Source organism: Klebsiella sp. AqSCr (assembly GCF_008452795.1).
In the GTDB taxonomy this organism is placed as follows: Bacteria; Pseudomonadota; Gammaproteobacteria; order Enterobacterales; family Enterobacteriaceae; genus Klebsiella; species Klebsiella pneumoniae.
This window is the reverse complement of the sequence record NZ_MJDM01000001.1, coordinates 298,060-310,443: the sequence shown is the minus strand read 5'-3', so window position 1 is coordinate 310,443 and position 12,384 is coordinate 298,060. Positions and strand designations below refer to the sequence as shown.

The 12,384-nt window shown below is 58.9% G+C and carries 9 protein-coding genes; 6 read left to right on the top strand and 3 right to left on the bottom strand.

Translation table 11 applies throughout. The features are described from left to right. Nucleotides 1-76 precede the first annotated feature (76 nt). Nucleotides 77-2,638, bottom strand: a complete 2,562-nt coding sequence (gene mrcB, locus BHE81_RS01435) for a bifunctional glycosyl transferase/transpeptidase (protein WP_023342987.1) — start codon at nucleotides 2,636-2,638, stop codon at nucleotides 77-79. A 390-nt stretch (nucleotides 2,639-3,028) separates the two neighbouring features. Here mrcB and BHE81_RS27995 point away from each other — a divergent pair, with 390 nt between their 5' ends. Together BHE81_RS27995 and gspS are read left to right on the top strand one after the other, a co-directional pair. Next, nucleotides 3,029-3,163, top strand: a complete 135-nt coding sequence (locus BHE81_RS27995) for a hypothetical protein (RefSeq protein WP_004147125.1) — start codon at nucleotides 3,029-3,031, stop codon at nucleotides 3,161-3,163. A 62-nt stretch (nucleotides 3,164-3,225) separates the two neighbouring features. After that, on the top strand, nucleotides 3,226-3,600 hold the full coding sequence (gene gspS / locus BHE81_RS01430) for a type II secretion system pilot lipoprotein GspS (protein WP_032409075.1): 375 nt from the start codon (nucleotides 3,226-3,228) through the stop codon (nucleotides 3,598-3,600). Nucleotides 3,601-3,638: 38 nt separating this feature from the next. On the opposite strand, the gene gspB is transcribed toward gspS, so the two are convergent. Together gspB and pulA are read right to left on the bottom strand one after the other, a co-directional pair. Beyond that, complete coding sequence (gene gspB / locus BHE81_RS01425; protein ID WP_021313451.1) at nucleotides 3,639-4,196, bottom strand: type II secretion system assembly factor GspB; 558 nt, start codon at nucleotides 4,194-4,196, stop codon at nucleotides 3,639-3,641. 256 nt (nucleotides 4,197-4,452) lie between these two features. Then, nucleotides 4,453-7,761 (bottom strand): pullulanase-type alpha-1,6-glucosidase, encoded by a 3,309-nt coding sequence (gene pulA, locus BHE81_RS01420; RefSeq protein WP_023302296.1) that lies wholly within the window; start codon nucleotides 7,759-7,761, stop codon nucleotides 4,453-4,455. A gap of 184 nt (nucleotides 7,762-7,945) precedes the next feature. Here pulA and BHE81_RS27990 point away from each other — a divergent pair, with 184 nt between their 5' ends. The 4 genes from BHE81_RS27990 to gspE are packed head-to-tail and all read left to right on the top strand — an operon-like array spanning nucleotide 7,946 to nucleotide 12,383. Next, a complete protein-coding gene (locus BHE81_RS27990) occupies nucleotides 7,946-8,083 on the top strand; it encodes a hypothetical protein (protein WP_004219434.1) in 138 nt (45 codons plus the stop codon). Next, nucleotides 8,068-8,910, top strand: a complete 843-nt coding sequence (gene gspC, locus BHE81_RS01415) for a type II secretion system protein GspC (protein ID WP_012737418.1) — start codon at nucleotides 8,068-8,070, stop codon at nucleotides 8,908-8,910. Before BHE81_RS27990 ends, gspC begins: the two co-directional genes overlap by 16 nt. A 9-nt stretch (nucleotides 8,911-8,919) precedes the next feature. Beyond that, nucleotides 8,920-10,893 (top strand): GspD family T2SS secretin variant PulD, encoded by a 1,974-nt coding sequence (pulD, locus tag BHE81_RS01410; RefSeq protein WP_024622953.1) that lies wholly within the window; start codon nucleotides 8,920-8,922, stop codon nucleotides 10,891-10,893. Then, entirely contained in the window at nucleotides 10,890-12,383 is a 1,494-nt protein-coding gene (gspE, locus tag BHE81_RS01405) for a type II secretion system ATPase GspE (protein WP_004151936.1), read from the top strand. The genes pulD and gspE overlap by 4 nt, the downstream gene beginning before the upstream one ends. Nucleotide 12,384 lies beyond the last annotated feature (1 nt).

The following is a 12,384-nucleotide window of genomic DNA, read 5'->3' as shown; positions in this document are numbered from 1 at the left end:
AGCCGTTAACTTTTTTACAGGCATAAAAAAACCCCTTAATACTTTCGTATTAAGGGGTCTGGTCGTGCGGTCAAAATCAGTTACTGCCGAACATATCCTTGATCCAGCCCGCGACGCCGTCGCTCTTTTCCTGCTGCTTCGGCGGCTGTTGCTGCTGTTGCTGCTGTTGCTGCTGTTGCTGCTGCTGCTGCCCGGACTGATTAAACGGATTTTTCGCTTCCTGTTGCTGCAACTGCTGCTGTTGCATCATTTCGCCCTGACGGCACAGCGCATCCGGCTGCGTGGTCCAGACCGGCAGCGAACGCATACCACCGCTGCAGACGAAGTTGCCGTTGCTGTCCACGCCCATATCAACCACGTCTTCCGGCACCGTCAGCACCAGCGGCGTTGGCGTCTGGTTCGCCAGATAGCGCTGGTAAATCGACATCGCGCCGCTGGCACCGTACAGTTTGGTCGGCTGGTTATTGTCGCGCCCCACCCAGGTGATGGTCACCTGACTACCGTCGATGCCGGCGAACCAGGTATCGACGTTATTGTTGGTGGTCCCGGTTTTCCCCGCCAGATGCAGGCCCGGATACTTCGCCCCCAGCTGACGCCCCGTACCGCGCTGCACCACCTGCTGCATAGTCCACAGCGTCATGTAGGCCGCCTGGGCAGGCACCGCGCGCTCCGCCTGCGGATAGCTCTGGTAGAGCACAGTGCCATCTTCGGCAATCACTGACCGCAGCGCGGAAAGCGGCGCACGGTTCCCACCGCTGGCGATGGTCTGGAAGGCCTGGGCCACTTCAATCGGTGTCAGGTTCAGCGCGCCAAGCAGCATCGACGGCACCGCGTTGAGCTGATTCTTCGGCGCCCCCAGTTTAGTCCAGGTATCGACTACCGCCGGCAAGCCCAGCGCCATCCCGAGGTTAACCGTCGGGACGTTCATCGAGCGAGTCAGGGCATCGACCAGCATCACCTGACCGCTGAAACGACGATCGTCGTTCTGCGGGGACCACGTCTGACCGTTGGACAGGCGAATCGTCACCGGCGCATCGGCGATCCAGGTATTCAGGCGATACTGATTCGGCTGGCTCAGCGCGGTCAGATAGGTCGCCGGCTTGGCCAGAGAACCAATCGATCGGCGGGCCTGCATCGCGCGGTTATAACCGGCGAACTGCGGCTCCGCGCCGCCGACCATCGCCCGCACTTCGCCGGTGAAGCGGTCAACCACCACCATGGCGGTTTCCAGGTCTGCCAGCTTACGCTGTTTCTTCAGAACCGGGATCCCTTCGGAGGCCGCTTTTTCCGCCGCATCCTGCGCCACCGAGTCGAAAGTGGTGAAGATCTTCACGCCGGAGAGATCTTTCACTTTATCGCCCAGCTTCGCCTGCAGTTCCTGACGAACCATCTGCATAAACGCCGGCTGCGGTGAAATCACCCCGCCGCGCGGCTGCACGCCCAGCGGACGTGCGCTGAGCATGTCGTACAGCTCCTGGTCGATAACCTGCTGCTGCTGCAGCAGACGCAGCACCAGATTGCGTCGTTCAAGGGCCAGTTTCGGGTTACGCCACGGGTTATAGACCGACGCCCCTTTCACCATCCCCACCAGCAGCGCCTGCTGGTCGAGGCTCAGCTCTTCCACCGGACGGCCGAAGTAATACAGGCTGGCCAGCGGGAAGCCGCGAATTTCGTTATCGCCGCTCTGGCCGAGGTACACCTCGTTCATATACAGCTCAAGGATGCGATCCTTGCTGTAGCGGGCGTCGACGATCAGCGCCATATACGCTTCGTTGGCTTTACGCCAGTAGGAGCGTTCGCTGGAGAGGAACAGGTTTTTCACCAGCTGTTGGGTCAGGGTACTCGCCCCCTGCACCGTTCGGCCTGCCGTCAGGTTCGCCAGCACCGCGCGGCCGATGGAGTAGAGACTGATCCCATCGTGCTCATAGAAGTGGCGGTCTTCGGTCGCCAGCAGGGTATCCACCAGCAGATCGGGGAAGCCGCTGCGCTTCACGAACAGGCGCTGCTCGCCGTTCGGCGACTGCAGCATGGTGATAAGACGCGGATCGAGGCGGAAGAAACCGAACTGGCGGTTATTATCCATATTCTCGATGGTCTCAAGATGGTCGCCGTCGAAAGTAAGACGCGCGCGCACCTGCCCTTCCTTACTGTCCGGGAAATCGAACGGACGACGGATCATCTCGATGCTGTTAGCCTGCACGGTATATTCGCCGGGGCGCGTCATCGCGCTGACCTGGCGATACTGCGTGGCGTTGAGCAGACGCACCATCTCGTTTTTGCTGATCTGCATGTCCGGCTCAAGGTTGACCATCCGGCCATAGACCGCGGCCGGCAGCTCCCAGACTTTACCGTCAATGCGGCTGCGGATTTTCTGGTCGAGGTAGACGCCATAGGCGGCAATCAGCACCGCGAAGACAATCCCCAGCTTGACCAGCAGCCACAGCCAGCTGCGCTTCCGACGAGGCTTGCCACCTTTGCCTTTGGCTTTTCTCGGCACCGGTTTCTCATCCTCATAATCATCGTCATCATACTCGTCGTCGTAGTCCTCTTCCCGGACCCGGCGACGGGTGACTTTCTGTTTAGTCGGACGTGAGGGTCTTCCCTTACGTCCGATAGGCTCGCGGTCATCTCCCGCCATGCTTTTTCTCCGCAACGTTCAGGCGCAAAGGCCTGATTCTCAATACTTCCCCTGTTCAGAGGAAGAAGAAATCTCTCAAATTAACGTCCAGGCTGCTTATCCTTCGGACGACAACCTGCTGGCAGGCAGGACGCGCCGCCAGCCTTTCAGAGGGTTGGTTTGCTTCATGTTACATGATACTAACAATAAAAATTCACCATAAAATCATTGTGTTAAACGCATCATCGGCAGAATAAGTCAGAACATAGCACGTAATGTTCAGGGCATACAGGATAGCACTAAAATGCGACATTCTTAACCAGCATTTTACCTCCTGCGCACGTAACAAGATGGGAAAGAGTATGTTTTTTAATAACATAAAAAACGGCGCGCTTCCTGCCGGTCAGCGCAGTGGCATCATCCGCGGATGAAAATATATTTTCCCAGCGCCAACGTTTATTATTGATAAAAGTAAAGTCGATTAAGCGCCTTTCCGTTGATAAAAATGAGAGCCTGTTAACATTTATGCAGAATAATATTTTATGATGACACCAGGTAAATATTTGTTAAACTAGCGGCCAGTGATTCATTATTTTGATTACTCTATGATGCGTATTCCGCTTATATTTCCGCTTTGCATGGTAGCCCTTCTCTCTGGCTGCCAACAAAAACCCGCCTCAACGCTCAGCCCGGCTATCAGCAGCCAGGCGCAGCTCGAGCAGCTCTCGTCCGTGGCGGCCGGGACGCGCTATCTCAAGAATAAATGTAATCGTAGCGATCTCCCCGCTGATGAAACGATATATCGGGCAGCGGTGAATGTCGGTAAAGCGCGCGGATGGGGAAATATTGACGTGGCGACGTTAAGCCCAAATAGCGACCGGCTTTACCAACAGCTTTTACAGGACAGTACCCCGGAAGCCACACAGTGCAGTCAATTTAATCGTCAGCTCGCGCCATTTATTGCCAGCTTGCGCAGCGACTAAGCGAAATATCCTCAGCGCGCCGGTTATTGTGCGCGCTTTTATTCCTCTTTCGGCTCCTCGTCAATTTTTCCGCCCGGCCAGTCCTCCAGCGCCGCGAGGGTAAAGGTCGTGCCGTTGAAGCTGAAGATCGTCACATCCTGCTGGATCTGCTCCACCACCAGGTTCGGCAGGGGTGAATCGCCCTCCGTCCACGCTTTGCCGTTTAATACAATGCTGCGCTTTTCCGGTCGCGAGGCGTAGACATGGGCGCTGTAGCGCAGAGGCGGCAGCGTATCGCTGTCCACTTCCGGCGCCGCGGGCGCGCTGGCTTTTGCCGCCGGCGGCGGCGTCTTTGGCGCGGCCTCTCCGGCAGCGGTTAACGGCAGAAGCGCCGCATGCGCCACCGGCAAGGGCAGCGTTTGCGGCGGTGCTGGGTGACGCCACTGCTCGCCGCCAAACCAGCCGAGCGCGATAAATAATCCGGCGTACAGCGGGATAATCCAGCCGGGGATCTGCACCATCCGTCCGCGGATCACCGGCGCATCATCCAGCGAGGACGGCGGCTGATGCGTCACCAGCGGCGGGATCCCTCTTTCACTGTCATCACGAACAATCACAACCGTCTCCTGTTCCCTCACCATAACGAGAAGGCGCCCTTACGGATGCCCCAGACTGCTGACAAAGTGCAATCTTCAGGAATTGCCCGGCGGCGCTACGCTTGCGCGGGCCTACAGATAACTGCATAACTGTTTGAAATTGCAATCTTTCGTAGGCCAGGTAAGGCGAAAGCCGCCACCCGACAGAAAGGCGAGCACAATAACGAAACAGGTTTGTCATCAGCCAGAGGCGCCCTTACGGGCGCCCTACGTTATGTTATTTACTGCTCACCGGCAGGCCAGCGCCCTGCGACTCGCCCTGCGGCAACTCGAGAACGGCAACCGACCAGGCCGGCAGCGTGACCGAACCGTCAGCGGCAACCTGCACGCCGCTCGCCAGCGACCGGTCGCCCGCCGCCTGCTGAATAGCGCTCAGCTGGAGCGATGTGCCGGCGAAGTCCTGCAGCGTCCGGCTTTCCGGCGCGGCGTTGATCGCCACCACGATGCCGTCGACACGGCTGTCCAGACTGGCGCCAGCCTGCATCCCGTCATCGATGGTCATCACCAGCAGACTCGTCTGCTGATCGGCGCCAGTATTGCGGAAGTCCACGCGCTTCATCACCGTCGCGCCGTCGCCGAGGGTAAACAGCGGAGACGATTTACGCAGCGCGGTCAGCTCCTGATAAAACGCGGTCATCTGCTTGAGCTCCGTTTCACCCGGAGTAGCCACCGCGTCTTTCACCCGGGCGATAATGTCATAGTTGCTGCCATCATCGCTGCTGCGCGGCATACCGACGTTGTAGTTGTTGTCCTGCAGGGAGTAGTCCACGCGGTTAAACCAGTCGCCGGAATCATACGAATCGCGGGTAAAGGATTTAGAGCGCAGCAGCTCCGAGCCCTGCTGGTCAAAGGCGATCCCCTGGCCGAGCATCACCGTCGCCAGCGACACCGCCTGCATCCGGACGCGGGTATCGAGATCCGCCTCCTGAGCGGCTTTATAGCTGATCATGTCCCACAGCGTCTGGTTATCGTGTTTTGACACATAGTTCACGACTTCCGTCGGATCAGCCGCATAGCCGCCTGGCGCGCCGTTATAGTCAATCTCGCTGCCTCTCTTCACCGCGCCGTCTTTGTCGATCAGCACAAAGTCCGCAAGGTTACCGGCCATGCCGAGACGGGTCAGATCGGCGAGGTGACGCGCCTGATCGTCGGTCAGGGTGGTCAGCTCATTCGGCAGAACGCCGGCCCCGCTGCCCACGCCCTGGTTCTGGCGTAATGCGTCACCGGAGTCGAACGGCCCGCCGCCGCGCACGGCGTCGCGCAGACGATCGGAGAACGTGCCGATCCCGGTGCCTTTGAGATTGATTTGCGAGGCAATTTCAAAGCGATCGCTCTGGTTGGAATCCCAGCCTTCGCCAAAGAAGTAGATATCCGGGTTCAGCGCTTTAATGCGTTCCCAGGCCGAGAGGATCTGCGCTTTCGGGTGGTAGCCCATCAGGTCGAAGCGGAAGCCATCGATCTTATAATCGGTGGTCCATACCGCCAGTGAATCGGCGATAAGCTTGGCGAACATCCGGTGCTCTGGCGCCGAGTCGGAGCAACAGGTAGCCGATTCCACGCTGCCGGTGGTTTCGTTCAGACGCTGGTAGTACCAGGGGACGATCTTATCCAGTACCGAGGTGCGATCGGTCGGGCCGGCGGCGTTGGTGTGGTTGTACACCACGTCCATAATGACGTTCATTCCCAGATCCTGCTTGATCGCCTGAATCATGGTGCGGAACTCTTTAATACGCGCCGTGCCTTCCGGATCGGTGGCGTAGGATCCTTCCGGTACCGTGTAGTGGAACGGATCGTAGCCCCAGTTATAGGAGTCGGTCTGCGCCACCAGCGTATTCAACGCCTGCACCTGCGGGTTATCCTTGCTGTCGTTCTGCTTCAGCTGGGTCAGCACCTCTTCGACCGTCGAACCGCTGTCGCAATAGCCCGCGAACTCGCTGCTCTTCACCGCGCTATTGACCTCGCACAGGCGGCTGAACGGCTGCTGAATATCGGCGACCTTGTCGCTGAACTCATTGACCGTCGCCAGATCGAAGACCGGCAGCAGCTCAATATGGGTCACGCCCGAGGCCGACAGCTGTTTCAGATGCTGGACCATATTGCTTTCCTGGGCGGTGAGCGCCAGATACTTACCGCGCAGCTCCGCAGGCACGGTTTGATCCCAGGCGGAGAGATCGCGAATATGCGATTCGTGAATCGTCATTTTCGCCAGATCGGCTTTGGTTTTCTGCGCGTGCGGCATCGTCAGCCCGTCCCAGCCTTCCGGCTTCAGCGCGCTGTCGTTGAGATCGACCACCTGGCTGTACTCCGAGTTGGTCGACAAACTGTGGGCGTAGGGATCGGTCACTTCGTACTGCTCGACTTTACGCGACTGCGGGTGGTAGACCGTCATCGCGTAGCGGTAGAAGGCGCCCTTCAGGTCGCTTCCCCCCTGCCAGGACCAGGCGCCGGAGGCGCTATCGCGGGTCATCGGGTGACTGGCTATCACTTTCTTGTCCGCGCTATAGATCACCAGCTCGACCTGCTGCGCCGTGGGCGCCCAGACGCGGAAGGTCACGCCGCTATCGGTTAGCTGGGCGCCATAGCTCAGCGCCTCGGCGGCGGCGGCATAGGTATCGTCCAGCACGCCGGCGGTCTGCACCTGGGTGGCTGAGCTCAGGATCCCATCGCTTTCCGCGGCTATCGCCACCGTCTCGCCCTGCAGCAATTCATCGACGTTAACATCATCCGGCAGTTTAAAGGCTGGATAGCTGGCGAGATGCGGGAAGCGCATGCTTACCTGCTGGCTGACGGTGGTGGGGGTCAGCTTGACATATTTATCGCTAAATTCGCCGTTACTGTCGGCGGCCACCTTACTGCTGTGGCTGTAATAGAGGCGCACAATGGGTTTATTTTCCCCACCCGGCCACAGCAGAGTAGTCTTATCGACCCAGTGCGCATCGGCCAGCGCCACGCCAAAGGCGGCGCGGAAGGCGTCGGCGCGGGAGTCATAGACCGCGCTGTTGCCGGCGATGACCGATACCGTCCGATCGGTGAAATCACTGAAAGAGACGCGCAGGTCGCTGTCGATAAGCTTATTGGTGCCATCGCGGACGATAACGTTGATGCATCCGCTCTCTTTAGTCAGCGGGATCACCCAATAAGGGCCATATTTGTCGCTGCCGGTCGGGGTGGTGCTGACATCATTCCAGTCCGCCACCGGCGCGCTCAGCGCGTCACAGGTTTCGTTGTTCCATAAATAGAGGTTTTTCGTCGCATAGTCGGCCGGCGTGCTGCTGGTGATGCCGGCGATATCGACGAGATGAATGACAGCTTGCCTGGCGGAAGCCTGCACCGCTTCGCCTGGGACGGCAACGTCCGGTAAGCGGACGACGACATCCTGCGGGTCGGGCGTGCCGGGAGTGCCTGGGTTGCCAGGATTGCCTGGTGAACCCGGTGAGCCAGAGGTAGAAGAGGAAGAGCTGTTATCACAGCCACTCAATAATACTAACGATCCAAGAAATAGGGCATGACAGGTATATCTGAGCATTCGATAGTCCCTAATATGCTTATTAAATTATAAAAGGTAAGAAAGGATGAATATCTTTACAGCGCGCTAATTAGATATTTTTGCTTTCCCAGGCGCAATCATCCCCCACAAATGAGCGGGGGGCGTAGGAAGCCGGGGGAGTAAATCAATAAAGGGAATGACGACCCGAAACCGCAAACTGATTATGATTCGCCACGCTTATCGCCACTCTCCGGCAATAAATAATTCAAAAGCCAATAATCACCTACCTGTTTCGGTAGGGTATTACGCCAACGTGCAGAAAAATAAATTAGCAAAGGAATTAAAATGCCAGTTTCTGTGATGAGGTTAACAAATATAAATAAAGGGATAATTAAATTATTACCACAAATTGTGACGCTCATCATATTAATAACCGCTATCCCACAGCTGGCGAAATTAACCTGGCGCGTGGTATTCCCTGTGAGTCCTGAGGATATTTCCGCCCTACCGTTAACCATGCCTCCGCCGGCAGATCCGGAATTAAAAAATGTGCGGCCCGCATTTACCCTGTTTGGCCTGGCGGTGAAAATTAGCCCCACGCCAACGGATGCTGCCAGTCTCAATCAGGTGCCGGTTTCCAGCCTGAAGCTACGCCTGGCCGGGCTACTCGCCAGCAGCAACCCGGCGCGCTCCATCGCTATTATCGAAAAGGGAAATCAGCAGGTTAGCCTTAGCACGGGCGATCCTCTCCCAGGGTATGATGCGCGGATCGCCGCCATTCTGCCTGACCGGATCATCGTCAACTATCAGGGGCGCAAAGAGGCCATTTTATTATTTAACGACAGTCGCGCGCCGTCGCCGCCGCCCACCGCCGCGGGCAACCCGCCCCTCGTGAAGCGACTCCGCGAACAGCCGCAAAATATCCTCACTTATTTATCTATTTCGCCGGTACTCAGCGGCGACAAACTGCTGGGTTATCGGCTGAACCCAGGCAAAGACGCCTCGCTGTTTCGCCAGTCCGGCCTGCAGGCAAATGATTTGGCGATTGCCTTAAACGGCATCGATTTACGCGACCAGGAGCAAGCGCAACAGGCGCTGCAAAATCTGGCCGACATGACCGAAATAACGCTAACCGTTGAGCGGGAAGGCCAACGACACGATATTGCTTTCGCGCTGGGGGATGAATAATTGCCAACCATGAAACGCCTGCGAAAAATGCTGCCTACGCTGCTGATATTAACCCCGCTGCTATTTTCTCCGGCCGCCGCGGAGGAATTTTCCGCCAGTTTTAAAGGCACCGATATCCAGGAATTTATCAATACCGTCAGCAAAAACCTGAATAAAACGGTGATTATCGATCCCAGCGTACGCGGTACTATCACCGTGCGCAGTTACGATATGCTCAATGAAGAACAATATTATCAATTCTTCCTCAGCGTGCTGGATGTATATGGCTTCGCCGTGATCAATATGAATAACGGCGTGCTAAAAGTGGTCCGCGCCAAAGACGCCAAGACCTCGGCCGTGCCGGTCGCCAGCGCGGCCGCGCCGGGCGAAGGCGATGAAGTGGTCACCCGGGTGGTGCCCCTGACCAACGTCGCCGCCCGCGATCTCGCCCCGCTGCTCCGCCAGCTGAACGATAACGCTGGCGCCGGCAGCGTGGTCCATTATGAGCCCTCCAACGTACTGCTGATGACCGGCCGCGCGGCGGTTATCAAACGCCTGCTGACCATTGTCGAGCGCGTCGACAACGCCGGGGATCGCAGCGTGGTGACCGTGCCCCTTTCCTGGGCCTCCGCCGCGGAAGTAGTCAAACTGGTTACCGAGCTTAATAAAGATACCAGCAAGTCGGCGCTGCCGGGCTCGATGGTGGCGAACGTGGTGGCCGATGAGCGCACCAACGCGGTACTGGTGAGCGGCGAACCAAACTCGCGCCAGCGCATCATCGCCATGATCAAACAGCTCGACCGCCAGCAGGCGGTACAGGGTAACACCAAAGTGATCTACCTGAAGTACGCCAAAGCCGCCGATCTGGTGGAGGTTCTGACCGGGATCAGCAGCTCGCTGCAGAGCGACAAGCAAAGCGCCAGGCCAGTGGCCGCGATCGACAAAAATATTATTATCAAAGCCCACGGCCAGACCAACGCCCTGATCGTCACCGCGGCGCCGGACGTGATGAACGATCTTGAGCGGGTGATCGCCCAGCTCGATATCCGCCGCCCGCAGGTGCTGGTGGAGGCGATTATTGCCGAAGTGCAGGATGCCGATGGCCTTAATCTCGGTATCCAGTGGGCAAACAAAAACGCCGGCATGACGCAGTTCACCAACAGCGGTTTGCCGATATCGACGGCTATCGCCGGCGCCAACCAGTACAACAAAGACGGTACCATCAGCAGCTCGCTGGCCAGCGCCCTCGGCTCGTTTAACGGTATCGCCGCCGGCTTCTATCAGGGGAACTGGGCGATGCTGCTCACCGCCCTCTCCAGCAGTACCAAGAACGATATTCTGGCCACCCCCAGCATCGTCACCCTCGATAACATGCAAGCCACCTTTAACGTCGGCCAGGAAGTTCCGGTATTAACCGGCTCGCAAACCACCTCAGGCGACAACATCTTCAATACCGTCGAGCGCAAAACCGTCGGCATTAAACTGAAGGTGAAGCCGCAGATTAACGAAGGCGATGCGGTGCTGCTGGAGATAGAGCAGGAGGTATCGAGCGTTGCCGACTCGGCCTCCAGCACCAGCAGCGATCTCGGGGCGACCTTCAATACCCGGACGGTGAATAACGCCGTGCTGGTCGGCAGCGGCGAAACGGTGGTGGTTGGCGGGCTGCTGGATAAAACCGTCACCGATACCGCTGACAAAGTGCCGCTGCTCGGGGATATCCCGGTGATCGGCGCCCTGTTCCGCTCCGACAGCAAGAAAGTGTCGAAACGCAACCTGATGCTGTTTATCCGCCCGACCATCATTCGCGATCGCGATGAGTACCGCCAGGCTTCTTCCGGCCAGTACACCGCCTTCAACAATGCGCAAACTAAACAGCGGGGTAAAGAAAGCAGCGAAGCGTCGCTCAGCAACGACCTGCTGCACATCTATCCGCAGCAGGAGACCCAGGCCTTCCGCCAGGTCAGCGCCGCCATTGACGCCTTCAATCTCGGAGGCCGCCCATGACGCCAGCCGCCGAACGCCGTCCGCTGTTGCCCTTCGCCTGGGCCCGCGCGCACCATCTTGTGCTGCTCAGCGACGGCGAATGCTGCGAAGCGCTGTGCCGCCCCGATACCGCCGCCCGGGCGCTGCTGGAAGCGCGCCGCCTGGCGGACGGCCCGATGCGCGTCAGCCGTCTGGCGCCGGACGCGTTCGAGAAAGTGCTGGTGCTCAGCTATCAGCGTGATTCGGCGGAGGCGCACCGCATGATGGCCGACATCGGCAACGAGCTCGACCTCTATACCCTCGCCGAAGAGCTGCCGGACACCGACGATCTGCTCGACAGCGAGGACGACGCGCCGATCATCCGCCTGATCAACGCCATGCTCACCGAGGCCATCAAAGAGAAAGCCTCGGATATTCATATCGAAACCTACGAGCGCCATCTGCAGATCCGCTTTCGCGTCGACGGCGTGCTGCGCGAAATTCTGCGCCCGCAGCGGCGGCTGGCCGCCCTGTTAATTTCGCGCATCAAGGTGATGGCCAGCCTGGACATTGCCGAAAAGCGGGTCCCTCAGGATGGCCGCATGGCGCTGCGCATCGGCGGGCGAGCAATCGACGTGCGCGTCTCCACCCTGCCCTCCAGCCACGGCGAACGCGTCGTCCTGCGTCTGCTGGACAAAAACAGCGTCAACCTGGATCTGCTGACGCTGGGCATGCCGCCCGCCCTGCTCGATCGGGTCGATGCGCTGATCGCCCGCCCGCACGGCATCATCCTGGTCACCGGTCCGACCGGCTCCGGGAAAAGCACGACGCTCTACGCCGCCCTCAGCCGCCTCGACGCCCGGGAGCGCAACATCATGACCATTGAAGATCCGGTGGAGTATGAGCTGGAGGGCATAGGCCAGACCCAGGTCAACGCCAAAGTCGAGATGACCTTCGCCCGCGGCCTGCGCGCCATCCTGCGCCAGGATCCGGACGTAGTGCTGGTGGGCGAAATCCGCGATGGCGAAACCGCCCAGATCGCCGTTCAGGCCTCGCTGACCGGGCACCTGGTGCTGTCGACCCTGCACACCAACAGCGCGCTGGGCGCCATTTCCCGTCTACAGGATATGGGCGTGGAACCTTTTTTACTCTCCACCTCGCTGCTGGCGGTGATGTCGCAGCGGCTGGTGCGCCAACTGTGCCCACACTGCCGTCAGCCCTGGCAGGCGGATGCCAACACCGCCCGGCAGATGGCGGTCCCGGTCGGCGCGCGGCTGTGGCAGCCCAAAGGCTGTCCGGAGTGTAATTTCATCGGCTATCGCGGGCGTACCGGGATCCATGAACTGCTGCTAATCGACGATCGCGTGCGCGCCGCCATCCACCGCGGCGAAAACGAGATCACCCTGATCCAGCAGCTGGGGCCAGCCTGGCAAACCCTGCGTCATGCCGGACGCGACAAAGCGCTGGCGGGGATCACCAGCTGGGAGGAGGTGATGCGGGTCACCGAACAGCAAACGACGGAAAGCGTCTAAG

Coding starts and splice junctions, on each gene's coding strand:
- pulD (WP_024622953.1), top strand. CDS start 8,920: ATGAAACGCCTGCGAAAAATGCTGCCTACGCTGCTGATATTAACCCCG.
- gspS (WP_032409075.1), top strand. CDS start 3,226: ATGCGTATTCCGCTTATATTTCCGCTTTGCATGGTAGCCCTTCTCTCT.
- gspC (WP_012737418.1), top strand. CDS start 8,068: ATGCCAGTTTCTGTGATGAGGTTAACAAATATAAATAAAGGGATAATT.
- BHE81_RS27990 (WP_004219434.1), top strand. CDS start 7,946: ATGATTCGCCACGCTTATCGCCACTCTCCGGCAATAAATAATTCAAAA.
- mrcB (WP_023342987.1), bottom strand. CDS start 2,638: ATGGCGGGAGATGACCGCGAGCCTATCGGACGTAAGGGAAGACCCTCA.
- gspE (WP_004151936.1), top strand. CDS start 10,890: ATGACGCCAGCCGCCGAACGCCGTCCGCTGTTGCCCTTCGCCTGGGCC.
- pulA (WP_023302296.1), bottom strand. CDS start 7,761: ATGCTCAGATATACCTGTCATGCCCTATTTCTTGGATCGTTAGTATTA.